The 24397-nt window shown below is 63.6% G+C and carries 24 protein-coding genes and 3 pseudogenes; 9 read left to right on the forward strand and 18 right to left on the reverse strand.

Going from position 1 to position 24397, the window contains the following annotated elements; genetic code table 11:
- Positions 1-5: 5 nt before the first annotated feature.
- Positions 6-206, reverse strand: a pseudogene (locus BLS40_RS11030) (inositol monophosphatase family protein); the annotation flags it as partial.
- Between the two features lie 38 nt (positions 207-244).
- Between BLS40_RS11030 and prfB the strand changes: the two are divergent.
- Positions 245-1346: pseudogene (gene prfB / locus BLS40_RS00010) on the forward strand (peptide chain release factor 2).
- Positions 1347-1414: 68 nt separating this feature from the next.
- Here the strand turns inward: prfB and BLS40_RS00015 are convergent.
- The 9 genes and pseudogenes from BLS40_RS00015 to BLS40_RS00050 all read right to left on the reverse strand — a co-directional run bounded on the left by BLS40_RS00015 (position 1415) and on the right by BLS40_RS00050 (position 9349).
- Positions 1415-1699, reverse strand: coding sequence for a hypothetical protein (locus tag BLS40_RS00015; RefSeq protein ID WP_157672416.1), 285 nt, complete (start codon positions 1697-1699; stop codon positions 1415-1417).
- Positions 1653-2066: a hypothetical protein gene (locus BLS40_RS11335; protein WP_172807980.1), complete on the reverse strand. Its 414-nt coding sequence runs from the start codon at positions 2064-2066 to the stop codon at positions 1653-1655. Before BLS40_RS11335 ends, BLS40_RS00015 begins: the two co-directional genes overlap by 47 nt.
- A 94-nt stretch (positions 2067-2160) precedes the next feature.
- The gene (locus BLS40_RS00020) at positions 2161-2490 is read right to left on the reverse strand and encodes a hypothetical protein (protein WP_092147101.1); all 330 of its coding nucleotides are present in this window, start codon (positions 2488-2490) and stop codon (positions 2161-2163) included.
- A 173-nt stretch (positions 2491-2663) separates the two neighbouring features.
- Positions 2664-4076, reverse strand: a complete 1413-nt coding sequence (locus tag BLS40_RS00025) for a phytoene desaturase family protein (protein ID WP_092147106.1) — start codon at positions 4074-4076, stop codon at positions 2664-2666.
- A gap of 79 nt (positions 4077-4155) precedes the next feature.
- Positions 4156-4794, reverse strand: coding sequence for a DUF3556 domain-containing protein (locus BLS40_RS11285; protein WP_092147109.1), 639 nt, complete (start codon positions 4792-4794; stop codon positions 4156-4158).
- Positions 4761-5276, reverse strand: a pseudogene (locus BLS40_RS11340) (DUF3556 domain-containing protein); the annotation flags it as partial. The gene BLS40_RS11285 and the pseudogene BLS40_RS11340, both read right to left, overlap by 34 nt.
- A 28-nt stretch (positions 5277-5304) precedes the next feature.
- A complete protein-coding gene (locus BLS40_RS00040; protein WP_092147112.1) occupies positions 5305-5910 on the reverse strand; it encodes a DUF3556 domain-containing protein in 606 nt (201 codons plus the stop codon).
- A gap of 401 nt (positions 5911-6311) precedes the next feature.
- Positions 6312-7799, reverse strand: coding sequence for a 3-oxoacid CoA-transferase subunit B (locus BLS40_RS00045; RefSeq protein WP_092147115.1), 1488 nt, complete (start codon positions 7797-7799; stop codon positions 6312-6314).
- Positions 7800-7834: 35 nt separating this feature from the next.
- Positions 7835-9349, reverse strand: coding sequence for a class I adenylate-forming enzyme family protein (locus tag BLS40_RS00050; RefSeq protein ID WP_092147118.1), 1515 nt, complete (start codon positions 9347-9349; stop codon positions 7835-7837).
- 158 nt (positions 9350-9507) lie between these two features.
- Between BLS40_RS00050 and ftsE the strand changes: the two genes are divergently transcribed.
- From ftsE to smpB, 3 genes are read left to right on the forward strand one after another with little or no spacing between them, the layout of a single operon-like run.
- Complete coding sequence (gene ftsE / locus BLS40_RS00055; RefSeq protein WP_092147121.1) at positions 9508-10209, forward strand: cell division ATP-binding protein FtsE; 702 nt, start codon at positions 9508-9510, stop codon at positions 10207-10209.
- A gap of 23 nt (positions 10210-10232) precedes the next feature.
- Entirely contained in the window at positions 10233-11135 is a 903-nt protein-coding gene (ftsX, locus tag BLS40_RS00060) for a permease-like cell division protein FtsX (RefSeq protein ID WP_092147124.1), read from the forward strand.
- A gap of 4 nt (positions 11136-11139) precedes the next feature.
- A complete protein-coding gene (gene smpB / locus BLS40_RS00065; RefSeq protein ID WP_092147127.1) occupies positions 11140-11631 on the forward strand; it encodes an SsrA-binding protein SmpB in 492 nt (163 codons plus the stop codon).
- A 333-nt stretch (positions 11632-11964) separates the two neighbouring features.
- Here the strand turns inward: smpB and BLS40_RS00070 are convergent, their stop codons facing one another.
- Entirely contained in the window at positions 11965-13311 is a 1347-nt protein-coding gene (locus BLS40_RS00070) for a glycosyltransferase 87 family protein (protein ID WP_092147130.1), read from the reverse strand.
- Positions 13312-13552: 241 nt separating this feature from the next.
- Between BLS40_RS00070 and BLS40_RS00075 the strand changes: the two genes are divergently transcribed.
- The gene (locus BLS40_RS00075; protein ID WP_092147133.1) at positions 13553-14311 is read left to right on the forward strand and encodes an SDR family NAD(P)-dependent oxidoreductase; all 759 of its coding nucleotides are present in this window, start codon (positions 13553-13555) and stop codon (positions 14309-14311) included.
- A 71-nt stretch (positions 14312-14382) separates the two neighbouring features.
- On the opposite strand, the gene BLS40_RS00080 is transcribed toward BLS40_RS00075, so the two are convergent.
- Positions 14383-14679 (reverse strand): hypothetical protein, encoded by a 297-nt coding sequence (locus BLS40_RS00080; protein ID WP_092147135.1) that lies wholly within the window; start codon positions 14677-14679, stop codon positions 14383-14385.
- Between the two features lie 87 nt (positions 14680-14766).
- Positions 14767-15636: a cation diffusion facilitator family transporter gene (locus BLS40_RS00085; protein WP_092151969.1), complete on the reverse strand. Its 870-nt coding sequence runs from the start codon at positions 15634-15636 to the stop codon at positions 14767-14769.
- 96 nt (positions 15637-15732) lie between these two features.
- On the opposite strand from BLS40_RS00085, the gene BLS40_RS00090 reads away from it, so the two are divergent.
- Complete coding sequence (locus BLS40_RS00090; protein ID WP_092151971.1) at positions 15733-15897, forward strand: glycerol dehydrogenase; 165 nt, start codon at positions 15733-15735, stop codon at positions 15895-15897.
- On the opposite strand, the gene BLS40_RS00095 is transcribed toward BLS40_RS00090, so the two are convergent.
- Positions 15898-16575 (reverse strand): type 1 glutamine amidotransferase domain-containing protein, encoded by a 678-nt coding sequence (locus BLS40_RS00095; RefSeq protein ID WP_092147138.1) that lies wholly within the window; start codon positions 16573-16575, stop codon positions 15898-15900.
- Positions 16576-16639: 64 nt separating this feature from the next.
- Between BLS40_RS00095 and BLS40_RS00100 the strand changes: the two genes are divergently transcribed.
- Together BLS40_RS00100 and BLS40_RS00105 are read left to right on the forward strand one after the other, a co-directional pair.
- A complete protein-coding gene (locus tag BLS40_RS00100) occupies positions 16640-18445 on the forward strand; it encodes a BCCT family transporter (RefSeq protein ID WP_092147141.1) in 1806 nt (601 codons plus the stop codon).
- Positions 18446-18605: 160 nt separating this feature from the next.
- Positions 18606-19832 carry an HNH endonuclease signature motif containing protein gene (locus tag BLS40_RS00105; protein WP_092147144.1) on the forward strand — a complete coding sequence of 409 codons (1227 nt, stop codon included), beginning with the start codon at positions 18606-18608 and terminating at the stop codon, positions 19830-19832.
- Here the strand turns inward: BLS40_RS00105 and BLS40_RS00110 are convergent.
- On the reverse strand, positions 19829-21001 hold the full coding sequence (locus BLS40_RS00110; RefSeq protein ID WP_092147146.1) for an MFS transporter: 1173 nt from the start codon (positions 20999-21001) through the stop codon (positions 19829-19831). The two genes, BLS40_RS00105 and BLS40_RS00110, sit on opposite strands and share 4 nt — an antisense overlap.
- A gap of 10 nt (positions 21002-21011) precedes the next feature.
- Positions 21012-22238 carry a DUF418 domain-containing protein gene (locus BLS40_RS00115; protein ID WP_092147149.1) on the reverse strand — a complete coding sequence of 409 codons (1227 nt, stop codon included), beginning with the start codon at positions 22236-22238 and terminating at the stop codon, positions 21012-21014.
- Positions 22239-22368: 130 nt separating this feature from the next.
- Between BLS40_RS00115 and BLS40_RS00120 the strand changes: the two genes are divergently transcribed.
- On the forward strand, positions 22369-23196 hold the full coding sequence (locus tag BLS40_RS00120) for a S1 family peptidase (protein ID WP_092147152.1): 828 nt from the start codon (positions 22369-22371) through the stop codon (positions 23194-23196).
- Here the strand turns inward: BLS40_RS00120 and hisN are convergent.
- Together hisN and BLS40_RS00130 are read right to left on the reverse strand one after the other, a co-directional pair.
- The gene (gene hisN / locus BLS40_RS00125; protein ID WP_092147155.1) at positions 23183-23971 is read right to left on the reverse strand and encodes a histidinol-phosphatase; all 789 of its coding nucleotides are present in this window, start codon (positions 23969-23971) and stop codon (positions 23183-23185) included. The two genes, BLS40_RS00120 and hisN, sit on opposite strands and share 14 nt — an antisense overlap.
- Positions 23964-24383, reverse strand: coding sequence for an inositol monophosphatase family protein (locus tag BLS40_RS00130; RefSeq protein ID WP_231908465.1), 420 nt, complete (start codon positions 24381-24383; stop codon positions 23964-23966). The genes hisN and BLS40_RS00130 overlap by 8 nt, the downstream gene beginning before the upstream one ends.
- Positions 24384-24397 lie beyond the last annotated feature (14 nt).

A 24397-nucleotide genomic window follows, 5' to 3' on the forward strand; every position in this document is an offset into this window, starting at 1 on the left:
GCGGCGAGCACGTCGGCGACGAACTTCTCCGCGGCCGTGTCCGCCTCGGTGACGACATCCGACACCGACGTCTTCTGACTCGTCTCCAGCCCGCGGTTGCGCATGGACAGCGCGAGTTCGCCCGCCGTCTCGACGAGGGCGGGCGCGAGTTCGCGGTCTTCGGCGTGTTCCAAGTCGGCGATGAATGCGTGGGCTAGGTCGCTCATGCCAGCCATTATTGCGCCGTCCACTAGACTGCGCACGTATGCAACCGGAGACTAGCGCACGCATCCAATCGCTCGACGCGACGATGACCACCATCGAGAAGGTGATGGATCTCGACGAGATGGATTCGCGGGCCCGGGAGCTGGAGAGCCAGCGGCGGACCCGAGCCTGTGGGACGACCCGGAGCACGCGCAGCAGATCACCACCGAGCTGTCCAACGTCCAAGCGCGGCTGCGCAAAGTGCGCGGCTTGCGGCAGCGTCTCGACGATCTCCCCGTGATGTACGAGCTCGCGGAGGAAGAGGGGGACGCTTCGCTTGCCGACGACGAACTCGCCGACCTCACCGGCGCAGTCGAATCCCTTGAGGTCACCACCATGCTCTCCGGCGAATACGATGCCCGCGAGGCGGTGGTGAATATCCGCTCCGGCGCCGGCGGCGTCGATGCCGCGGACTGGGCCGAGATGCTCATGCGCATGTACACGCGGTGGGCGGAGAAGAACGGCTACAAGGTCGACATTTACGACGTCTCGTACGCGGAGGAGGCCGGCATCAAGTCGGCGACGTTCGTGGTGCACGGCGAGTACATGTACGGCCAGTTGTCGGTGGAGCAGGGCGCGCACCGCCTCGTCCGCATCTCGCCCTTTGACAACCAGGGGCGCCGGCAGACCTCATTCGCCGAAGTGGAAGTGCTGCCTGTCGTCGAGCAAACCGACCACATCGATATTCCGGACTCGGACATCCGCGTCGACGTCTACCGCTCGTCCGGTCCCGGCGGACAGTCAGTGAACACGACCGACTCGGCGGTGCGCATCACCCACCTTCCCACGGAATTGTGGTCACCTGCCAGAACGAGAAATCGCAGATCCAGAACAAGGCCTCTGCGATGAACGTCCTCCAGTCCAAACTCTTGGAGCAGAAGCGCCAAGAGGAGAAAGCGGAAATGGATGCGCTCGGTGCCGGCGGCAACGCCAGCTGGGGCAACCAGATGCGCTCCTACGTCCTGCACCCGTACCAGATGGTCAAGGACCTGCGCACAGAGTACGAAGTCAACGACCCGCAGAAGGTCCTCGACGGCGACATCGACGGCTTCCTCGAAACGGGAATCCGGTGGCGCATGGCCCAGCGGGAAGCCGGGGAGTAGACCGGCGGTCTGCCAGCGGCTCTGCCGCTACAGCGAACTCCACAGCACAGCGTCGCCGTACCAGTGGGTCAGATCGAGCGCGAGCTGGATATCGGACGCGCGCAGGGTGCCACGGTCGAGGATGTCCGGAACCGCTTGTTGCGGTACTTGACCGTATTGGGATGGGTATATAGCTGTTTGGCGGCCTCGTCCGTGCCATGGAGCAGGAACAATCGCGCGCTTTGACGCAGCAGGGCCGCGTTGTGGTCCCGCAATGCCAGTTCGCCAGGTGTGAGCCGGACAAAGTTGGACGCGACGTCCACCTGGTCAACGAACGCCGCCGCGACAGCCGCGCCGGGAGCGGCGTAATCCACAATGCGGGGGACGGAGCACTCTGCGCGTTGCGCTAGCTGTTGAAAGCGGCGCGTGAGCGTGTGCGTAGGCGAAGCCGGCCGCTCCTTTAGCAGACGGACCAAATGCCACGCGCGCATCTTTGGGAAGCAGTCCCGCGATCAGCTCCGCGGGTCCACTGTCGCTCGGCGCGAGGTTGAGGATCGGGTTCTTCATCCACACCCACATCTCGCCGGGGCGGGGAAAGACGACTAGCACTTTCGAGGTCGATCCGAGTACACGGGCCATCTTCTGAGCTATCTCAACTGATTCACTCGCGGGGAGCGGCTCCGGCGACGGCATCCAGACAACCGCGGCTGCGTGTTGGCCGTCAAGAGAGTAATTCTCCACCTCGCCGGTTTGCGGTGCCTTCTCAGGTTCGGCGAGAATCGCGTTGACCGTTTCAAGAGTCGCCGTATTGCCGGGCAGGAAGAGTTCTCTAGCTCTAGGTGTAGACCTCGACGACTTTTCCTTGCACGATGAGCAAGAACTCGTGGCAGAGAGACATGGCCTCTTCGAGCAGATCGAAGTGGTCGGTCACCGAGGACACGGCATCCTGCTCCGCGAATTGCTCCTGAATGGTGACCAGCACCGCGCGCTCGATGGCGTTCTGCCCTTGGTGGTAGGCCAAGGTGAGCGTCGTCACCGAGTAGCCGTGCCGGGCGCAAGACTGGGCGAACCGGGTGACCCCTTCCGGCAGAGCCATGTAGTTGATCGCGTCGAGGTCGAGCCTGCCCTGCAGCAAGAGCACGAGGTTGGCGATGTTCGCGTGCACGCTGTCATAGAGGTCTTCCCGCAACGACGGAGCGATGTTGGGGAAGAGAGTGTCCTCTATATATGCGTGACTGTGGAAACCAGCTCCTCGAAATTCTCTGACACTCGGTGAGCGAGAAGACCGAACTGGTCATCTTCCTGGCGTTCTGTAGCGTTCATCGGGTGGGGCGGCACCTAGGTTCGGCGGGCCTTGATCGCGCGGCTCGCCGCCTGCCAGCCGCTCATGCCGTGCACACCAGCGCCCGGCGGGGTCGACGCCGAGCAAAGGTAGACCCCGTCGATCCCGGTGAAGTAGGGGTCCGGAGCGAAGATCGGGCGGGCAAGCAGCTGAATCATGTCCGACGAGCCACCAATAATGTCGCCGCCGATGTAGTTCGCGTTGTAATCCTGCACCGCTTCCGTCGAGTAGGAGACCGATTCGACGATGATGTCGCGGAAACCAGGCGCGAACCGCTCGATCTGGGTGACGATGGCTTCCGTCGCGTCCCCGCGGTATCCGGCGGGGACGTGGGCGTATGCCCAAAGCGGGTTGTAGTCGCCGCTACTGCGCGAGGGATCGGCGAGGTACTGCTGGCCGACGAGGATGAATGGCCGGTCGGACAACCCGCCTGCTGCCGCGGCCTTTTCGGCGCGGGCGACCTCGTCTGCGGTCCCGCCGACGTGAACTGTGCCCGCCTTGCGGGCCTCGGCGTTCGTCCAGGGGACTTTGCCCTTGATGACGAAGTCGACCTTGAACGCGCCGACCCCATGCCGGAAGTTGCGGTAGGCGCGTCGCTGACGTGCCGGGAGCTCATCCCCGCAGATCTTCAACGCGATGGAAGGGCTGACGTCGAGCATGACTGCGTCGACGTTTCTAAGCTCCTTCAGTGACGTCACCTCGTGGTCGCATTCGACCTTTCCGCCCAGCTCTTCGAGCTCAGCGACCATGGCCGCAGCGATCGACCCGCTGCCACCTTCCGCGACCGGCCATCCTGCCACGTGGGCTGCGGCGGTGAGCAGGGTGCCGGCGGCCGAGCTCATCGGCGTGTCCAGCCGAGTCAAGTTGTGCGCGGCAACACCGATGTAGAGCGCCTGGGCCTCGTCCGAACGCCACCGTTTCGCTGACAGCTGTGCCGGCAGCGCCGCGTTCATTCCGAAGTAGCCGAAGGAGAGCGGGTACTTGGGAATGGTGAGCATCGGCCCGAACACGGAGCTCCCGATCTTGTCGAAGTTCGCAGCCATCGGCCCGAACGTCGCTTTCCACAGCCGTCCGTCCGAACCGAGTCCAGCGGACGTCCTCTCGATGTCCCGGTAGAGGACGCCGGCGCGGCCGCCGTCCAACGGATGGGCGAGGTCCACCTCGGGGAAAGCGAACCGCAGGCCGTGCTTGGCTAGGTCGGTCTCGCGGAAGAAGGGACTCACCACGGACATCGGGTGAACGGCGGAGCACATATCGTGGACGACACCGCTGCGCAGCGATTCATTGCTGCGCATGCCGCCGCCGGGCGTGGCCGCGGATTCATAGACAGTGACGTCGTATCCGTTGCGGGCCAGAGTGATCCCCGCGGCCAGGCCATTGGGGCCACTGCCGACGATTGCTGCTTTCATAGCGGTGCTCCTCGTTCTTAGAAGGCGATTGAAAGGTGGATCCCCCACGGCGCGGGAGGGCGCATGGGGAGAGGGCTCTTTAGACCTGCGGAACCGGCTGCTGTGCGTCCCGAGTGTAAAGGGCGATGCGCTCGTGCAGGAACTGGCGGCCCTGGAACTCCGGGTCCGGGTTGACGGGGATCGGACCGTTGGGCAGCCACGGCTGTTCCGAGATGCAGTCCTTGACCTTCCACTCACCGGTTTCCAGCACGCCCAGCGCCATGTCGTAGATCACGTAGCGCTGCGTCGATTTGTGTAGGGGCTGCGATTCGACGTATGCGACGACGCACTCGCCCGGCTTGAAGTTGAGGTGCTTCTGCACGGACGGCCAGATGGTCGGGACGTGGAAGTGGCCTTCACCGAAGTTCCAGCCCAGCAGCCATGCGGACATGTACTCGCCTTCGCGCAGTTCGTAGCCATCGACGGCGGGGCCGAGCTCGCGGGTGAGCAGCGAGAGCAAGCCGCGGCCCTGGGAGTGCATAGAGCGCCACGCGAGGACCTTGTCCATGAGCTTGAACTTAGCTTCTTCGCCGAAGCCGGCCTTGATGATCTCCTCGGGCGGGGGATAGCGCCCGGGTAGTCGGTGTACATTTTCTCGATGCCCTCCGGGGAGAAGGCCCACACGGTGCACGCCCAGTTGCCGGCGTACTGGCGCATGCTGATGAGGAACGAGATCCATTCCGGTTTGAGGTTGCCCAAGACGGGGCCAATCAGGACGCAGAAGAAGATGAATACGCCGGCCCAGACGCTGCTGATAGAACCAAGCCCGTAGCCCTCCCAAACCGGGAAGCCGAAGAAGATGAAGACTGTCAGCAGGATGTAGTGGATGTTCCACTCGAGCGGAACCGCGATCGGCATGGACAGGATGATGACGATGTGCATGCCGATGATGACGAACGCTGCAATGGCGGCCGCGTAGAAGTTGCCGGACAGCAGCAGGACCAGCGGGCAGATCAGCTCGACGACGGTTCCGAGCACGTGCGCCATGGCGAGGGACAGCCACGACGGCTGGAGGTCGTGCGGGTGCTTGCGGAAGAAGAGGCGGCTAACGCGCTTGCTGAGCATGTACGGAGCGTTGGCCATCATGACCGGAACGACGTACTCGAAGTGGCGGCCGAACTTGGACACGCCGGCACCCATCCAGACGAGGACGATGATCATCTTCACGCCAATGATGTAGTCGTGGGGTTCAGAACCAGCGCGAAGAGTAGCGCGAGGAAGTACTGGTCGTTGCGCATGCCGAGGAAGAGGTGCTGGCAGCGGTACCCCAGGAACAGGATGAGAACGAGTGGAACCAGAATCGACCACATTGGCAGCATGCCGCCGTCTGCCCCGGGATGTACTCGGCAACGTAATCGTGGTTAGTGGGTGGAATGACGATGCCTACGACCAGGGAAAGCGCCAGCGCGTAGTAGACGGCCACGTCCACGATCGAGCGGGTGTCACCGCCCTGGCCCGGCAGCCGTCCGCCGAATGGAGGGCGCTTGATCACTCCGACCTTCGACCAGTACTTGTTGGCTCCGAAGCGCGGCACGTAGTGGAAGCCCGCAGGGCCAGAGCTGGCGCCGAGACCGCAGAGCTCCCAGAGGATCGCGAACAAGAGGAACTTCTGGTAGACGATCGGCTCCGCCCACCAGTTGCTCACGTTGAGGGGGTTACCAACGCCAGCGAAAAGCGTCGAAACAGTCAAGCCGATGACCACGTAGGCCGTGCACTTGAACAGGTAGAAGAGCCTGCTTTGGGGAGCCGAGCCCGATCTCTGCGAGGCTCGCACCTGAGAGCCGCAGACGCTCACTCAGGCTAAGTTTCTTGTACTCCTCGTAGGGCGTATCGAGGAGGTCGGGTGTAGACCAAGCCATCGGTCTCTCCTTTCAATGTCTGGTTCTCCGATCCCGCTGCGCAAGGCGGGACCCGTTGTAGGTACCGCCCGTCTACCCCGGAGACCGTCTCCGGACTGTGATGTGGCTTACAGGATTGAGGCTTAACCATAAGAGGAGGCTGACACTCTCAACAATGTTTGTGTGGCTAAACAATTGAGCGATCTTTATGCCGCGCGTACAAAACATGGCTTTGACATGCAAGAACGAAACCGCCAGACATTTAGATGTGCAAAACAAAAGCGGTGGCGGCCACCTGAAAGAGGTGGCTGCCACCGCTTGAGCGAAAGAGGGGCGGGAGCGGATCCCGCAGGCGCGACTACAGCGCTACCGTGTAATCCGCCACGGTGTTGTCGGCGATGTCCTGCTCCGTCACTCCGGGTGCGAGTTCAACGAGCTTCAGCCCGTTCTCGTCCACCGTGAAGACGCACAGGTTCGTGATGATGGTGTCCACCGCGCCCTTGGCGGTCAGCGGCAGTGTGCACTCCTTGAGGATGCGCGAGGAGCCGTCCTTGCGGGCGACGTGGTCCATGATCGCGATGACCTTTCGGGCGCCCTTGACCAAGTCCATGGCGCCGCCCATGCCGGTCATCTTCTTGCCGGGGATGCTCCAGTTGGCAATGTCGCCGTTTTGCGATACCTCCATCGCGCCGAGGATCGCGGTGTCGACGTGTCCGCCGCGGATCATCGCGAACGATGTGGAAGAGCTGAAGGTGGCACCGCCCGGCAGGATCGTCACCGATTCCTTGCCGGCGTTGATGATGTCGGGGTCGACCTCGTCCTCGTAGGGGTAGGGACCAGTCTTCAGGATGCCGTTCTCGGACTGGAGAGTGATGTGGATGTCGGCGGGAATGTAGTTCGCCACCGCCGTCGGCATGCCGATGCCGAGGTTGACGTACTCTCCGTCCTTAAGCTCTTGGGCTGCGCGCTCCGCAATCTCCAATCGCGACCAGCCCTTCTTCGGCTCGTCGCTAGCCGCGGCTTCGCTCGCGGCGGGGGCTTCCTCTGTGGGCGCCTCTTCGCGCGGGCGGACCGTCGATCGTTCGATGAACTTGCTCGTCGCCTGCTCCGGTGTCAGCGGCAAGATCCGGTCGACGAAGATGCCGGGCACGTCGATCTCGTCGGGGTCCAGATCACCGGTTTCCACCATGTGCTCCACCTCGACGACGGTGATCTTCCCGCAGGTGGCGGCGTCAGCGTTGAAGTTGCCGGCGGTGCGGCGGAAAATCAGGTTGCCCTCCGGATCGGCCTTATGCGCTCGGAGCAGCGCGAAGTCAGTGATAACAGACTCCTCGAGAACATACGTCCGCGTCTCGCCCTTGAACTCGAATTCGCGGGTCTCGAGCGGCTCGGATGTCTTCACGAGCTCGCCCTCGGAGTTGTACAGCGACGGCAGGCCTCCGTCTGCGCGGGCGGTGTCCACGCCGGTCGCGGTGTAGAACGCGGGGATGCCGGCACCGCCAGCGCGCATCTTCTCGGCCAAGGTGCCTTGGGGGATGAGGTCCACTTCGATCTCGCCATTGAAGTACTGGCGCTCGAATTCCTTGTTGAAGCCAAAGAAGGAGCCGCAGAACTTGCTCACCTGCTTCGACTGGAACAGTGTGGAGAGACCGAGGTGCCGGTCGTCGATCATCGTTCCAGGGTTATTCGAGTAGACCGTGAGGTCCTTGACTCCCGTTCCGACGATCCCATCGAGCAGAACGAGCGGGTTGCCGCAGACACCGAAGCCGCCGACGGCCAGCGTCATGCCGTCTTCGAGTCCCTCGAGCGCCTGTTCCGGGCCATCGACGATTTTGGAAAAAGTCATAAGGCTTCCTTTCGGGAATTGGATTTCAAAAGTGGTTAGCCGAGAAAGTCGTCTTTCGCGATATTCCGGAGAGTCGGTTTGTCGACTTTGCCCACCGGGTTGCGGGGGAGGTCCTCCACCGCGGAGATATGCACGGGCCACTTCACCTTTGCCAGCTGCGGGCGGACGTGGTCGAGGATCGCGTCAGTGTCCACCGCGGACGGGTTCGAGTTGCTCACGTACGCCACCGGCACCTCGCCGAGCACCTCGTGCGGAAGCCCGACAACTGCGGACTCGACGACGTCCGGGTGAGTGTTGAGAGCGGCCTCGATCTCGGACGGGTAGAGGTTCTCGCCGCCGCGGATGATCATGTCCTTGATGCGGTCCACGAGGAACAGGAATCCGTTCTCGTCGAGGTAGCCGACATCGCCGGTGTGAAGCCAGCCATCGACGATCGTCTTCGCGGTTTCCTCGGGCTTGTTGAGGTAGCCGACCATGACGTTGTCGCCCTTGATCACCACTTCGCCGGGCTCGCCGACCGGTAGGAAGTTGCCGTCCTCATCCATGATCCGGACTTCCTGGCCGGGAAGAGCGCGGCCGACGGTGCCGGAGGGTGGGTCGTCGTCAAGCCGAACGGCGGTGGAGCCGACCGTTCCTTCGGTGAGGCCGTACGCCCCGCGGATCTTCACGCCGTACTTCTGCTCGAACGACTCGATGAGCTGGATCGAGGCGGGAGCGGCGCCGCAGACAGCGAACTTGAGGCTGGAGAAGTCCACGCCGGAGTCGGGCGGGAGCTGCAGCAGGTAGGCGAATATCGCCGGTACCGCGGAAAAGTACGTCGGACGGTACTCCGCGACCGCGGTGATGAACTCCATGGGATTGAATCGGTCGAGGATGCTCACCTTGCCGCCGCGGCTGTAAGGAGCGAGGAAGCTGACCAGGATCGCGTTGGAGTGGAACAGCGGCAACGGCATGAGTGCGTTAATCTCTCCGCCCATGTCCAGCGCGCCCGAGATGCTGTTCACCATCGCGTTCAGGTTCTTGTGGCTGAGCAGCACGCCCTTCGGGCGGCCGGTGGAGCCCGAGGTGTAGACGATGAGCGCGATGTCGTCGGGAGTGGGCAAGTCAGGCAGAGCCAGCGGGGAACTGGAATCCTCGTGGGTCGGGTGCTGGCCGGAAACAGCGAGTTCGAACAAGGGAAGGACCCGGGCGCCGGGGAAGCACTCTTCCGGTTGGCGCGCAGCGAAGTCGTTCGTCGTCACGACGACCTTCGCGCCGGAGTCCTCGACCTGGTAGGCGGATTCGGTCGCGGTGAACGTCGGGTTCATTGGCGTCACTGCCGCGCGGAGGCGCCACGCGGCACCCATCACGGTGAGGAGTTCAAGGCGGTTGGGCAGGAACGTGGCGACGACATCCCCGGGGCCGACTCCCAGGGTGGACAACTGGCGGGCGAGGATCTCGACTTCCTCTGCGAATTCTTGTCCGGTGAGCTCACGGAATGAATCCCGCAGCCGAGTTCCTTCGATGCCTTGGTGCAGTTCGTGCCATGGTTGGTAGCTGTAGTCCGCCACATTTCCTCCTTGGTTGTGATCTGTTTAACAGCCACTATAAAACCTTTCTAAGCAAAACATCTTGAAGTTTCCTGATCGGCTCAGAACATCCTGTGTCACCTGCGATTTTTAGGGGCGAGATTTCTATTACGGGAGGCTCGCGAACTAGAGTGACGTGAGTGATCACCTTCTCCAACGTGACAAAGGTCTACCCGACTTCGACGCGGCCGGCGCTCGACAACGTCTCGCTGACCATTGATAACGGCGAGTTCGTCTTCCTCATTGGCCCGTCCGGTTCGGGCAAGTCCTCGTTCCTCGAGCTGCTCATCCGCGAGGAGAACGTCACCTCTGGGGACATCCACTTCGACGGGTTCCATGTGAATGCGCTCAAGGGGAAGGATGTCAACAAACTCCGGCAGTCGATCGGTTACGTCTTTCAAGACTTCCGTCTGCTGCCCAAGCTGTCCGTCTACGACAACGTCGCTTTCGCGCTCGAAGTGATTGGCAAACCGAAGTCGAAGATCGAGAAACTCGTGCCGGAAGCGCTCGAAATCGTTGGCCTCGACGCCAAAGCGAACCGCATGCCGGGCGAGCTTTCCGGCGGCGAGCAGCAACGCGTCGCCATCGCCCGCGCGTTCGTGGACAGGCCACCGCTTTTGCTTGCCGACGAACCCACCGGCAACCTCGACCCCTCCACCGCCGACGACATCATGGCGCTGCTCGCCCGCATCAACAGGATGGGCACGACAGTGGTGATGTCCACCCACAACGCGCGCGCCGTCAACGACATGCGAAAGCGGGTCATCGAGCTCCATTTGGGCAAGGTCATGCGCGACGACGCCCACGGCATCTACGGGGTCCACGGCTCCACCAACGTTTAAGAGTTCTCGAGAGGAGGAACGCAATGAACTGGAACTTCATCTTCCGCGAAGGTTTCCGCGGCCTGGGCCGCAACCTCACCATGACTATCGCGCTGATCATCACCACCGCGCTGTCGCTCGCACTCGTCGGCACCGGCATTCTCATTTCGCAGGTGACCAGCAACACCAAGGACCTGTACCTCGACCGAGTCGAGGTCATGGTGGAGCTCGATGAGAAGATCTCGGTGGAGGACAAGGACTGTTCGTCGCAAAGCTGCATGCAGGTCCGCGACAAGCTGCAGAGCGACGACCGCATTGAATCGGTGACCTTCCGCAACCGTGAGCAGTCCTACGACCGCTTCGTCGAACTGTTCAAAGAGTCGGACCCAGCTCTCGTCCAAGAGACCTCGCGTGACTCAATGCCCGCCGCGCTCCACGTGCGGTTGAAGGACCCGACGGACACATCGCCTATCGACGCCGTCCGCGACCTCCCGCAGGTCACCTTCGTCGCCGACCAGGCGAGCGACGTGCGCAGCACCGCTGATTCCATGGACTCTTTCCGCAACGCCACGTTCCTCATCGCGGCGGCTCAGGCGCTGGCGGCGATCTTCCTCATCTCCAATATGGTGCAGCTCGCGGCGTTCAACCGGCGTGAGGAGATCGGCATCATGCGCATGGTCGGCGCCACACGCTGGTTCACCCAGGCGCCCTTCATCCTCGAAGCGGTCATCTCCACGTTCGTCGGCGCCATCTTGGCTACTGTCGGGGTGTGGTTTGCCAAGGCCCACGTGGTCGATCCGATGCTGACCAGGGTGTACGAGAACTTGCTCGTGGCCAAGCTGCCGGACTCGGCGGTGTGGACCGTGATGCCGCTCGTTGGACTCGGAGCCGTTATCGTTTCCGGCGTCGTCGCCCAGATCGCGTTGCGGTCGTACGTACGGAAGTAGCGCTATGGGAAAGAAAAAGAAGAAGTCCGACGGCAGCAACGTCATCGCCGCGAACCGCAAGGCGCGGCACGATTACACGATCCTGGACACCTACGAGACGGGAATAGTCCTGCAGGGCACGGAGATCAAGTCGCTTCGCGACGGCAAGGCATCCCTCGTCGAGGCCTACGCCACCATCGACGATGGGGAAGTCTGGCTCCGTAACCTCCACATCCCCGAGTATTCGATGGGATCGTGGACGAACCACTCGCCGCGCCGCACCCGCAAGCTGCTCCTGCACCGCCGCGAGATCGATTCGCTCGAGGGCAAGCTTCGCGACGGCAACCGCACCCTCGTCCCCCTGAAGCTCTACCTCAAAGACGGCCTCGCCAAGGTCGAGCTCGGACTCGCCCAGGGCAAGCAGGATTACGACAAGCGCCGCGACATCAAGCAGCGCACCGAAGACCGCGAGATCGCGCGCGACCTCGGACGGAAGTTCAAGGGGATCAAGGCGTAGGTTGTTTCCGGCTTTCTTCGAGTGCGTAACCTAACCGCGAGGGCGGTGTGATTTTCTCAGATTCATGATGAGAACCGCCACCGTAAGCGCTACCACCCACAAGACGGGGGCAGCTTGGACATAATCGGTCCAGAAGGTGGGACCAGCCGAAACGATCTTTCCCGGGAAGGGTTCGGACTCAGACCCAAGCTGACGGTAGGGGACAAACACGGTGGTGAAACCCATTGGTAGAACCCCGAGCACCGTAGTCTGGACTGCTCCCCATTAGTTGGACTGAGAAATCAGTTACCGACTAGTGGGGAGCAGTTCAGCGAGAGGGGGTCTTTGCGTTGATTACTCCGCCGCGGCAGAACCTTCCTCGGCCAGTCCGATACCTTTGGGCCGAGAGGAGGTGCTACGGACTCCACGTCCACGCGGCATGAACCCGAAGATCGCGTAACCGACGATGAACAGGAGGCACAGCGTGGTCCAGATCGTGCCGAGCCACGGGGTGGTTTGGGAGAGCTCGTCGATTCCGCGAGACGACATCGCGCGCCACACCGGGTAGGAAACGAACGGGATATGGAAGCAGACGATGGCCGCGAGGGACGAGAGGCCAGCGAGGGCGCCTTCAAGCGAAGCGCCAAAGCGGTCGGCAGCCCACTCGTTGACGGCGAGGAAGAACACCACGCTCAGGGGCACGAGCCAGACGAAGTGGTGGTACCAGGAAAAAGGGGACACCAGGCAGGAGCTGATGCCGGTGAGCGCGAACGCCATCGAGCGGTTGTTGCGCAGCATTGCCGTGCGCAGCGCGAGGCAGGTGAATACGAAGATAACGATCACCGAGAGGATCCACACCGTGCCGCCCTCCAGCCCGAAGGTGCGCTGCATCACGGAGAGGACGGATTTGGACCCCGTGTTTTCGGAACTGCCGACGCGCGAGGAATCGAACATGGCGTGTTGCCAGAAGTGGCGGGCGTCGGGCACGAAGGCGAAACCGATGATCACGGTTGCGAAGAAGGTCAGCACCGAGATGACGGCGGCCCACCAGCGTTTTTGAAACAGCAGCACCAAACCCATGTAGGCCGGGGTTAGTTTCAGCCCTGCGGCGATTCCGATGCCCATCCCCGGCAGGCGCCGGCTACCGGGCAGGATGTCGAGCGCGACGAGGAGCATGAGGAAGATGTTGATCTGCCCGAAGAAGAGCGTGCCGTGGACAGCTTCGTTGCCGATGCTGGCGCACGACAGCAGCACGCAGACCAGGAGGGTCAGTGGGGTGAGCTTGAAACCTCGCTCGCGAAACACCAAAGCGATGATCACCGCGAGGGCGGCAAGCATCCCGATCTGCCATAGGATGATGAGTGCGTTGTCCGTCAGATACGCGAACGAGGTAAACAGCACACCTGCAAACGGCGGGTAGGTAAACGGCAGGTCGAAGATGTAGGCCTTGTCGTACAGGTTCTCGCCCCGCAGCAGTGCCTGCCCGCCCATGCGATAGATCTCCAGGTCGAGGGGCACTCGCCAGCGCAACGCGTGGTCCTCGGGCTGGTGAAAAGTGCGGAAGACCATCAACGCGATCAGCGCGCTCAACCCGATGATCAAGGCGGGTGTACCGGCGAGCACTTTTTCCGGGGTGTCGGAGGCGCGGAAACGAGGTGGTGTCGCCGCGTGACGCGGTTGGGGCCTATTAACGACAGTCATTTGATGAACCTTTTGGGTGAGCTCCAACATCGGGCTCGTGGTGGGTGGGGGTTTCAACTGATCAGCTTGATTCGCTGTTTGCCACCTCATCGTTTCACAAAACCGTGCCCAGACCTGGCTTTGACGACCATCCGGCGAGCCGGATCTTCTCGAGCCGCGCGAAGCGTAGCGCGGCGCCACTCTTCGTTTACGTCGGTACACTAGATGTTGCATCGTAGGAAATACATTGAAGGGAAATAGTATGTCTACTTTTCAGGGCAAGGTCGCACTCGTTACCGGCGCAGGCTCGGGCATCGGCGCGGCGGTAGCCAAGAAGCTCGCCGCCGAAGGTGCGAGGGTAGTGGTGGCGGATCTGAAGGTCGATGCCGCCGATACGGTTGTTGAGGAGATCGTCAAAGCTGGCGGAGAGGCAGCGTCGTTCGAGATTGACACTGCCGATTCTGAGAAGAACAAGGAAGCCGTGGCGTTTGCTGTCAAGAAGTTCGGCTCCCTTGAGCTCGCTGTCAACAATGCTGGTATCGGTGGCACGTCCAACAAGGTCGGGGAGATGGATCTGGAGGACTGGGATAACGTCATTGCCATCAACCTTTCGGGCGTCGCCTACGGCAACCGCTACCAGATTGAGCAGTTCCTTACGCAGGGGAACACCTCCGAGTGCGCGATCGTAAACATGGCCTCGATCCACGGCACGGTCGCAGCTCCTGGCAATGCCGCTTACACCGCCGCGAAGCATGGCGTTGTTGGCCTGACCAAGAACGCCGCTGCTGAATATGGCGCGGAAGGCATCCGCATCAATGCTGTGGGCCCGGCATACATCGATACTCCGTTGCTCAAGAACCTGCCTGACGAAGCCCGCGAGGGCCTTATTGCCAAGCACCCGACCGGGCGTTTGGGCACGGCAGATGAGGTCGCCGCATTGGTTTCGTTCCTGCTCAGCGATCAGGCTTCCTTCATTACCGGTAGCTACCACCTTGTCGACGGTGGTTACACCGCTGTCTAGCGTTTAGCTGAGGAACGCACACGAAAAGGCCCCATCAAGGGGCCTTTTGCAACTACGTGACGGGTACTGGACTAGTGCTCGTCGTAGTGGTCGCCGTGAGCGGCGTGGCGGTGGCCGTCGTGGATGTAGTCCACGTGGTCGCCGTGGGGGACCGCGACGTGGCCGCAGCCCTCGCCGTGGGTGTGGCCGGCGTGCTCGCCGTGCTCGGTGTGCTCGGCCAGGATGCACTCGTCCCAGTGGCCGTCGTGGCTGCGGTGCAGGTGGCCGTCGTGCACGTAGTCGACGTGGTCGCCGTGGGGGACCGCGACGTGGCCACAGCCCTCGCCGTGGACGTGGTCGTGGGTCTCATGGATGGTGTGGGTGCTCATGGAACAATCCTTTCTCGCTGTTTTCAACTAGTTTCCATTAAACCCAGTTTCCAATTAGTTTTCAACAATGGGGCTAGATCGGGGGTGCTAAATCCAGTTGAACTCCACGTGGGTTGTGGTTCCCAGCGGCTCGACGTGCACGATCGTCCGCGCGCCTCCAACGGCCTCGTCCACGCCGTCTTCGACCATGTCGGCGTATTCGTGCGCGCGGTCCACATTCCACTGCCCGGGCACTTGCATGACGACGTTGACCAGGCGCTCACGCCCGAATGCAGCCGTGCGCACGTCGGTGAACTTGATTGCGTGCTGCTCTTCCACGCCGTCGAGGTAGTTCTTGATGGCGAGGCGCTCGTCCTCCGGCAGGGCCTCTGAGAGGAGGCTGACAAGAGAATTCTTGAGCAGGGTGTAGCCGGTAACGAGGATGTTGATTCCGACGGCCAGCGCGATGAGGGGATCGAGAATCTCCCACCCGGTCAGCCACACCAGCGCGATGCCCACGAGCACCCCGGCTGTGGTCCATACGTCGGTGAGGAGGTGGCGTCCGTCAGCGGCGAGAGTCGCGGAGCGGTGTTTCTTGCCCGCCCGCACCAGCGCTACGCCGACGGCGAGGTTCAACGCTGCGGCGAGCGTCGATAAGAGCAAGCCCACTCCGGCCTGCTCGATCGGCTGGGGATCGATGAGCCGCTGGACGGCGGTGTAGATGATGGCCACGGATGCGACCAAAATCATCGACCCCTCCACTTGCGCGGAGAAGTACTCGGCCTTGGCGTGACCGAAGTTGTGGTTGACGTCGGCCGGTTTCGCGGAGATTTTCAGCGCCCAGAGCCCGACGACGGCCGCGACGACGTTGATGAAGGACTCGATGGCGTCCGAGAGAAAACCCACCGACCCGGTGACCCACGCGGCGACGAGCTTGAGCACGATGGTGGCAACTGATGCGGCGATGGACAGCCACATGAATCGTTCCAGCAGCTTCTGTCCGTCGAGCACGGCGGGTCACCTCATTCCCGGATGGGCTTAGCGACGTTCGCATCCGGCCTATACTCGGTGGGCATGGATACCCGAGGCTGGATAATCGCAATTGTGGGCGCCGTCGCCGGCGCCCTGTTTTTTGGATGGTTGCTGCGGATGTTGGGGGTGAGCGGCTTCGCCTACACCGTGCTAGTGCTGGTCGGCTCGGCCGTCACCTCCGCCATCGCAGGCAGGTTACTGCGTTAATTAGATGAGCTCGAGCACGGCCTTACCGACGCCCGCGGCGCTCATCGGGTTCTGCCCGGTGACAAGGAGACCGTCGACAACGACGTGCTCGGTCATCGGGACAGCGCCCTTGCTGTACTCGCCGGCCTGCGCGCCCAGCTCGTCCTCGAGGCTGAACGGGACGTTGTCCGCGCGGCGGGCCACCTTCTCCTCGGCCCAGGTGAAGCCGGTGACCTTCTTGCCGTCGAGCAGCTTGGAGCCGTCGGCGAGCGTCACGTTAAGCAGACCGGCCGGGCCGTGGCACACGGCGGAAACGATCTTTCCGGCATCGGCGAAGCTTGCCACGGCCTCGCGCACGGTCTCCGAGGTGAAGTCGTACATCGTGCCGTGCCCGCCGGTGAGGTAGATCCCGTCGTAGCTGTCCTTGTCCACGTCGGCCAGCGCCGGGGTGTTGTCGAGGCGCTTCATAAACTCGCCGTCCTCGTAGCGCTTGTCGGTGTCGCCCATCCCGATCACGGGCGGCATCAGGCTAACGGGATCGAGGGGGACAACGCCGCCCTGCACGCTCGCCAGGTCCACGGTGTGGCCCGCTTCGGTCAGAACGTCGTAGAAGTGGGTGTACTCGCCCAGCCAGAGGCCGGTGCGGTATCCAGAGGTTTGGTAACGGTATGTGCTTGTTGCTACTGCAAGGAATTTCATTGCTCCGACCATAGCACCGTCGCGAGGCGCGCGGAAGACCCTCGATCGGCTACACTTCGCACCCATGTCGACAACCACTTCCGCCCCGAAACGCGGGCTTAAATCCGACCCGTTGATCTTTTATACGTCGGTCGGATTCATTGCCCTCTTCGTCGCGTTGACCGTCGTGTTCGGCGACCGCGCCCGCAGCGCCTACTCGGCCATCTCGGGTGCGCTGATGGACAACTTCTCGTGGTTCTACATCGGCGGGGTCTCCGCCGTCCTAGTCTTCCTCATCGTCATTTTCGTGTCCAAGTACGGCAACCTGCGGCTTGGTGACGATGACGACGAGCCCGAATACACCCTGCCCGTCTGGTTCGCGATGCTCTTCGCCGCCGGGATGGGCGCGACGCTGTTGTTCTGGGGCGCGGCCGAGCCGCTGCACCACGCCTACAATCCCCCGCGCGGTGACTTCGAACCGATGAGCCGCGAGGCCATCAATCAAGCTTTCGAGTTCACCTACTACCACTTCGGTATCCACATGTGGGTGATCTTCACCCTTCCGGGCCTGGCCATGGGCTACTTCAGCTACAAGCGCAAGATGCCGGCGCGTCTGTCGTCGCTGTTCGCCCCGCTGCTGGGCTCGCGCGTGTACGACTGGCCGGGCAAGCTTATCGACGCCTTCGGCATCATCGGCACCGTCTTCGGCATCGGCGTCTCGGTCGGCCTGGGTGTGCTGCAGATTTCCGCTGGCATGAACATCATGTGGGGCGTGCCGCTTGTCACCCCGGTCCAGCTGGGCATCATCCTGGCGATTACTGTCGCCGCGTGCCTGTCGGTGGCCTCCGGCTTGGACAAGGGCATCAAGTTCCTCTCCAACCTCAACATCGCCGCGACCGTCGTCCTCATGGTGTTCGTGCTGCTGGCCGGACCGACGCTGAAGTTGATTGGGCAGGTCACCGAGTCCTTCGGCATCTACGCCAACTCGCTGCCTGAGCTGATGTTCTGGGTGGACTCCTATAACGACAACCCCGGCTGGCACGCGACGTGGACCGCCTTCTACTGGGCGTGGAGCATCTGCTGGGCGCCGTTCGTGGGCATGTTCTTCGCCCGCATCTCCAAGGGTCGCACGGTGCGCGCGTTCATCGGCGGCACCCTGCTGCTGCCGACCACCTTCGACATCCTGTGGTTCTCCATTTTCGGCCGCGCGGCCACCGAGATCGAAGCCGCCGATCCGGGCGTGCTCACCGGGCCCGTCGTAGAGCAGGGCGATACCCCGCAGGCGCTGTTCACCTTGCTGTCGCAGTACCCGATGTACGGGCTGGTGGGCACCGTCGCCCTGTTCGTGATCATCCTGTACTTCGTCACCTCCATGGACTCCGCCGCGATGGTGATGGACATGTTCGCCTCCGGTGAGGAGAACAAGACGCCGACGTATTACAAGGTCGGCTGGGTCGTGGCCATCGGCGTGGTCACCGCCGCGTTGCTGTTCATCAATGACACGGGGATCCAGGCGCTGCAGGAGGTTGTGATCATCATCGCCCTGCCGTTCTTCATCATGTACTTCTTCATGATGTACTCGCTGCTCAAGGCAATGAACGACGACTCGGCCGCACGCCGCCGCATTCGCACCCGGCAGTGGGAGAAGACGGACAGTGCCGAGAAGCTGGAAGAGGCGGAGAACCGCCCGGCTCCGGGTTATGACGCCGAGGGCAACGAGATTGCCCGTCCCGAGCTGGAGTACGACCTGGAGGAGGGCGGCTGGAAGCTGTCGGAGTCGCTCATCATCGAGGGCGACCTCGCCATCGGCGGCGAGGTGGACCAGGACTGGGGCGGCGACTCAGAGCCGACCTTCACCATCGTCGACGAGGAAGGCCCGCGGCGCCACTAGGGGAAACATGCGTGGGAAGTGATGGAAACTCCGCAATGCGGAGTTTTCTTACGCGTTGAGCCTGCTGCGAGAGGTTGCTATATCCGCAGGTCAGGGTGGATGTCGAACGTGCTTGCTACGGTACGTGTGTTCGATACAGTTGCTAGCTCGAGGGGGAGCAATGACCACCACATATCCTGTCCAACCTGACCCAGCCGACCTGGCCGAGGGCATCGTCGCATCGTTCGCGTACCTGACGCGTCGCAAAGCGGAGATCCTGCGAGACATCGGAAGATTTGACTCCGCCGGCCTGGCGCGGCGCTTCGGAGCGTCGACAACCGCGCTGTGGCTCGTCCAGCGCCTGGGGGTGTCACAGACCACGGCGCATGAATACGTCAAGGTGGCGCGCGCCTTGCTCGAGTTTCTCCTGGTGGCGGACGCGTTTGCGTCGGGGGATCTGAATTACTCCAAGGTGCGGCTCATTCTGCCCTACGTCACCGCCGAGAACGAAGGCCAGCTCGTGGAAATGGCCACTGAGCTCGGCTATCACGAGCTCGAGCGAGCGTTGCTGGCGTTTCGCGAAGGGGAATCCGACCGCGAGAAATCCTACGTGCGCATCAGGGTCCGCGACAACGGCCGGGTGCGGCTGTGGGGCAACTTCTCTGCGGCCGAGGGGGCGCAGCTGATGGCTGCTCTCAAGCTGGGGGAGCTGGCCTACCACGACATCGACTTCGACGATCTGGACCGCGACGCCGACGGGGCGGTGGATGATCAAGCGGCCAGCGCGGCCCTCGACTCAAGCGCCACATCACTGTCCGGTTTCGGGCTGCCACCGGGCAAGGCCCTTCTGGCCTCGTTTATGGGGATGGTGAACATGGTGCGGACGTCGCCACGCTCCTCCCTGCGCACGCCGGGTGCGCACGTGAACATTGTCATGACCACGGACGGGCGCGCGTACCTGCCGCACAACCCCGGCGCGCCGTCGGAGGCGCTGAAGAACTTCCTGGACAGCGCCCATTATCGCGTGAGCCGGGTCGACGAGAAATGTCTCGTGCTCAATACAGGACGGATGCAGCGCCTAGCCACGGCGGGCCAGATCAACGCCCTGATGCTGATGTGGGGCGGGACCTGCGCCATGCCGGGATGCACGCACACGCGGTTTATGGAGATGCACCACATCCGTGACTGGGCGGACGGCGGGCCGTCGGACCTGGACAACCTGCTGCCGCTGTGCTCGGCGTGCCACGCACTCGTGTCCGAAGGGTCGGTCACCATCAAGAAAGACTACGGGGACGTGCACTTCCTCATGCCCGACGGCGCACGGTTCGTGGCCCGCGACCACGGCCTGCCCGTGCGGAGCGACGACGCAATGACCGTCGAGGAGTTCAATTCGTTGGATTTTGCCTAACTGCGTGACAAGTACCCGGAGCGGATCTGAACAAATCGCACTACTGCGGAGGTGAGAGCGAGAGCGGACAGCGCGAAGAAAGGAAGCGTCGGCCCGACGCGCGGCTCCAGCCACTGGATGAACGGCGGCAGAGCGAAACCGATGTAGGTGGCGACATAGTAGATGCCGATGACGCGACCGCGATGCGCCGGCGGGGAGTAGGTGTCCACGTCCAGCAAACCGTCGCGCAGACACAGTCCGTACGCCGTGCCCAGGAGCAGGGCCGCCACGATGAACACGGCAAACGTCGGTTGCGGGCCCGCGAGGCCGACGATGAGCATGCCGGCAGCCGAGGCAAGTGCGCCGACCACGCCCGAGAGTGGCCCCCAGTCGAAGCGGCGGCCGAGAGCCTGGAGGATGAGCGCGGTTCCGAAGCCCAGGCCGGCTGCGATCCCGGGAACGAACACCCCGGTGGGGAAGTAATGGGCCACACGCGCGGACAGGCCCACGACGGTGGTGGTGATCGAGGCGAAAACCCAGAGGGCGACGGGGACCGACGTCGCCAGCGCCTTGGCCGCGGAGCGCTCGTGGGCCGGAACAGGAGCCGGGTCCTGGGGAGGGGCCGAGGAAGCCTCGAGCGGCCTCGTGTTGGGCACGTCGCCGACGACGAGAGACACTGCGACGGCAACGAGTGAGAGGACAATCGTCACGGCGTAGGGCACCCAAATGTACGGCACCACGGAGGCGATGATGCCGGAGAAGATGGGCCCGAGAGCGAAACCCGAGGTGAGGAAAATTCCGGCAAGGGTCGCGCCCGACGCCCCTGCGAGCCGGGCGGCCCACGCGGTGCCCGCGCTGACAACCAAGCCGACTCCCAGTCCGACGACGAAGCGGCCGGCGAGCAGCGGGAACGGCGTGTGCGTCAGCATGAGAACGGCATTGCCGAGGGCGGCGACGAGAGAGCCGGTGATGACGACGGGCCGGCCGCCGAAGCGGTCGGCGAGGAACCCGCCCGCGATGAGGCAGGGGAAAAGTCCCGCCGCGTAAATGCCGTAGGCGCTGTTCGCCAGCAACGCGTCCATACCCGCGCGTTCTTTCAGGGCAACCAGCACGGAGGCGAAGTGATTCGCCCCCCAACCAGCGGTAATCAGGAAAAAGAGAACGCTGGCGAAGACCTTGCGAGTGGACATGCATACAAATTTAGCGGGCGAGACTCTTTTCGGAGCTATTTTCGAAGGGTTGAAGCGCACCCGTGCGGCCGTAGGAGAGGTGGCGGTGCGCCCACTCGAACGGGCCCTGCCTGCCGGCGGCCTCCAAGGCGGTGGCCAGCGCCAGGGTGATCAGCCAGACGAGGAGACCGACCCCGAGCTTCCCGCTTACCGACGCCTCCAGCCCCAGCCCGAACCCGAAGGGCATGGCCAGCAGAATGAACAGGAAGGACTGGGCGAGGTAGCCGGACATGGAGCGCTTGCCCAGGGCGACGAACGGGTACGCCCAGCGCGGGTTGGTAGTCATGTCCTTTGTCAGCAGGGCGAAGAATGCGAGGATGCCGGGTCCGGTGAACAGGCCGATGCCGGTATTGGCCAGCATCAGCGGCGTCTCCAGGCGCGGGTCGATGACCCCGATCGCGGACAGGCCCCACGGCAGGCCGATGAGAAGGATGATCGCCACAGCGACCAGCACCCAGGTCGTAAGGACGCGGCGGTGCTTATCGACGTTGACGAGGTAACCCTCGCGGGCCCATACGTATCCGATGATGGCGAGTCCGAGCAACTGGAGGACGGCGAACGGTGTGCTGGCGATCATCATCCCGCCGGCGCGGGCGTTCTCGGCGAAGTAGGTACCGACGCTGGTGATCTCGGTGGTGGGGACCCGAGAAGCGGGAACGCCTATGTCGGGAGCGAAGTACATCCCCACGGCCCCGAGGGTCGAGAGGAGCGCGGAGCCGACGAGGATGATATAGGCGATGATGCGGAGCGACTTCGACTGCACCGGAAAGAGAAGCGCCAAAATGACGCCGATGAGGCCGTAAATGAACATGATGTCGACGTAGAACACCAGCAACATGTGGGCGAGGCCGAACAGTGCGAGGATGACGTAGCGGCGCGCAAGGACTTTGCGGGCGGCCGCCTGCGGGTAGTGCTTGCGGTACAGGCTGGCTGTGACGAGCCCGAGGCCGAAGCCGAGGAGGGTGGAGAACATCGGCAGTCCGCGGACGTGGACGAACATGGTCGATAAGACCGCTAGGAACTGGTCGAGTCCGCTGTCCGGGCGTACGCCGCCGACGGTGTGGCCGGGTTCGCTGCCCAGGTTGTAGCCGTTGGTGAGCCAGGCAGTAGCGGAGTTAGCCGCGGCGATTCCGAGCAGAGCCAGTCCCCGAGCGAGGTCGGGGAGGATGAGGCGGGGAGAGGTCGCAGATTTGGTCACACCTGATTAACTTAGTAGTTCCATTACGTTGTGGACAAGCGTGCCCCCCGGACGTTACGAGTGTGACAAGGTAGAGTCCGGTTACATATGTTGCAGATGGTGCAATTGTTGTTAGAGAGAAAGTGAACTGATGGTTCGTCGCCTATTCACCCCCGTCGTCGCCGCGCTGATTGTCCTCGTGAGTGCGGTCCTAGCGCCGACGGCGACCGCGCAAGAGGACCCAAACTACGTGTGGCGCACCGACCCGGTGTCCAAGGTCCTGGCCGCGAAACCCATGGCCGATCGCGTCTTGCACCGCGTGCCGGGGTCGTACCACGACGCCCAGCCGATCGCGCCGGAGGCGTGGGAGGCCCAGCAGAGCAGGGGTAAGGCGCTCTACGGACCGGGCACGCCGATCTACGTCGACGGCAACGTCATGTGCACCGTCGCCGTCGCGGGCTACGACGCCGCGGGGCGCCAGGTCGCCGTCACGGCGGGCCACTGCGGCACCGAGGGGCAGACTGTGACTTCGGCGGATGCCGTCGGCGTGGGGGTCTCGGGCAGGATCGCGGCGGTCAACCGGGACCTGGATTACGCCGTGATCGAGCTGTTTCCCAACGCGGAGGTCGGGCGCACCTACAACGGCGTGACCGTCAACCGGCTGAGCGTGGAGCCCCGGGCCCTGGGCCAAGTCGTGTGCAAGTCCGGCTACGCCTCCGCCCAGACGTGCGGGGTGACCTGGATTGATGACGGCCGCACGAACCTGAACCAGGTATGCGCCATGCAGGGCGACTCGGGAGCCCCGCTGCTGGCAGCCGACGCGCTCGTGGGCATCATCAACGGCGGCATCGTCAACGCACCCTGCCACTCCCCGCTGCAGGGCCCGGTGTTCTCGCCGACGGCCTCATCGCGTTTCGACGCCATTCTGGCCGCCATGAACAGCGGCACCGCGCCGGGCAGCGGCTTTAGGCTCCCCTGATCTCGCGCAGCACAACATCATGCAGGGCCCCGTTGGTGGCGACAGCGTCGGCGCCATGAGGGCCCTGTGTCCCGTCCAGGGACGTGAAGCTTCCGCCGGCCTCGGTGACCAGAACGGACAGCGCCGCGAGGTCCCACAGGGAGACCTCCGGCTCCGCCGCGATGTCCACGGCGCCTTCCGCCACGAGGCAGTAGCTCAAGAAATCCCCGTAGCCGCGCAGACGCCAGGTCTTCTCCGTCAACGCAATGAAGTTCCCGCGCAGCCCGCGCTCCTGCCAGCCGGCGAGTGAGGAGAACGAGAGGGAGGCGTCGGCAAGCGTGCCCACCTTGGACACGTTCAGGCGCTTGAGCCCCCCGCCGTTGAAGGTGCGCCAGGCGCCGGCGCCTTCGGAGGCGTACCAGCGCCGGGCCAGGGCGGGGGCGGAGACGACGCCGGCGACCGGGACACCGTCGACAAGCAGCGCGATGAGCGTGGCCCACACGGGAACGCCGCGGACGAAGTTCTTGGTGCCGTCGATGGGGTCGATGACCCACTGGCGGCCCTCGAAGGAGGCCTCGCCGCCGAACTCCTCGCCGAGCACGGCATCGGCGGGACGCGCGGCGGCGAGCTCGGCGCGCAGCGCCTGCTCGACGGCGAGGTCCGCGTCGGAAACGGGGGTCATGTCCGGCTTGGACTCCACGCTGAGGTCTGCCGCCTCGAAGCGCTCGAGGGTGATCGCATCGGCGGCGTCCGCGAGTTTGAGGGCCAAGGCGAGGTCGTCGGCGTAGTTAGACATGCTCCGACAGTGTAGTCACCACATCGCCCACCAGGCGCGCGTTGCCCGCGACGCACCACACGACACCGCCGGCAGTGACCTTGACGGCGCGCCCGCCCGCGGCCTCCACCAGCGCCTTGCCGGGCAGCCAGTCCCAGTCGGCCACGGAGTGCTGCAGCCAGCCGCCCATCTGCCCGGACGCGACGAGCGCCAGGTCGATGGAGCCCGCGCCCCACATGCGAATCGTCGCCGCGTCTTTGACCGCGTCCGTCCACGCTTCGCGGATCGCCTCGTCCTTCATCGAGCGCGGGTGCAGGTATGTCGCCAGCGCCAGCTCGTCGAGGCCGGCGTCGGCAAGCGGGGCCAGCGGGGTACCGCCGACGGTGGCGCGACCGCCCGCCGACGTCATCGTCACCGCGACAGGCCTGCGCATCAAGTTACTCGGCG

It is taken from the genome of Corynebacterium mycetoides (assembly GCF_900103625.1).
Lineage (GTDB): Bacteria > Actinomycetota > Actinomycetes > Mycobacteriales > Mycobacteriaceae > Corynebacterium > Corynebacterium mycetoides.

Excerpts from the sequence above, each read along its gene's own strand:
- ftsX (WP_092147124.1), top strand. The coding sequence starts at position 10,233 with ATGAACTGGAACTTCATCTTCCGCGAAGGTTTCCGCGGCCTGGGCCGC.
- BLS40_RS00100 (WP_092147141.1), top strand. The coding sequence starts at position 16,640 with ATGTCGACAACCACTTCCGCCCCGAAACGCGGGCTTAAATCCGACCCG.
- BLS40_RS00025 (WP_092147106.1), bottom strand. The coding sequence starts at position 4,076 with ATGAAAGCAGCAATCGTCGGCAGTGGCCCCAATGGCCTGGCCGCGGGG.
- BLS40_RS00095 (WP_092147138.1), bottom strand. The coding sequence starts at position 16,575 with ATGAAATTCCTTGCAGTAGCAACAAGCACATACCGTTACCAAACCTCT.
- smpB (WP_092147127.1), top strand. The coding sequence starts at position 11,140 with ATGGGAAAGAAAAAGAAGAAGTCCGACGGCAGCAACGTCATCGCCGCG.
- BLS40_RS00070 (WP_092147130.1), bottom strand. The coding sequence starts at position 13,311 with ATGACTGTCGTTAATAGGCCCCAACCGCGTCACGCGGCGACACCACCT.
- BLS40_RS00120 (WP_092147152.1), top strand. The coding sequence starts at position 22,369 with ATGGTTCGTCGCCTATTCACCCCCGTCGTCGCCGCGCTGATTGTCCTC.
- BLS40_RS00080 (WP_092147135.1), bottom strand. The coding sequence starts at position 14,679 with ATGAGCACCCACACCATCCATGAGACCCACGACCACGTCCACGGCGAG.
- BLS40_RS00130 (WP_231908465.1), bottom strand. The coding sequence starts at position 24,383 with ATGCGCAGGCCTGTCGCGGTGACGATGACGTCGGCGGGCGGTCGCGCC.
- BLS40_RS00085 (WP_092151969.1), bottom strand. The coding sequence starts at position 15,636 with ATGTGGCTGTCCATCGCCGCATCAGTTGCCACCATCGTGCTCAAGCTC.
- BLS40_RS11285 (WP_092147109.1), bottom strand. The coding sequence starts at position 4,794 with ATGGATCTCGTTCCTCATCAGCATGCGCCAGTACGCCGGCAACTGGGC.
- BLS40_RS00110 (WP_092147146.1), bottom strand. The coding sequence starts at position 21,001 with ATGTCCACTCGCAAGGTCTTCGCCAGCGTTCTCTTTTTCCTGATTACC.
- BLS40_RS00075 (WP_092147133.1), top strand. The coding sequence starts at position 13,553 with ATGTCTACTTTTCAGGGCAAGGTCGCACTCGTTACCGGCGCAGGCTCG.
- BLS40_RS00090 (WP_092151971.1), top strand. The coding sequence starts at position 15,733 with ATGGATACCCGAGGCTGGATAATCGCAATTGTGGGCGCCGTCGCCGGC.
- BLS40_RS00105 (WP_092147144.1), top strand. The coding sequence starts at position 18,606 with ATGACCACCACATATCCTGTCCAACCTGACCCAGCCGACCTGGCCGAG.
- hisN (WP_092147155.1), bottom strand. The coding sequence starts at position 23,971 with ATGTCTAACTACGCCGACGACCTCGCCTTGGCCCTCAAACTCGCGGAC.
- BLS40_RS00045 (WP_092147115.1), bottom strand. The coding sequence starts at position 7,799 with ATGACTTTTTCCAAAATCGTCGATGGCCCGGAACAGGCGCTCGAGGGA.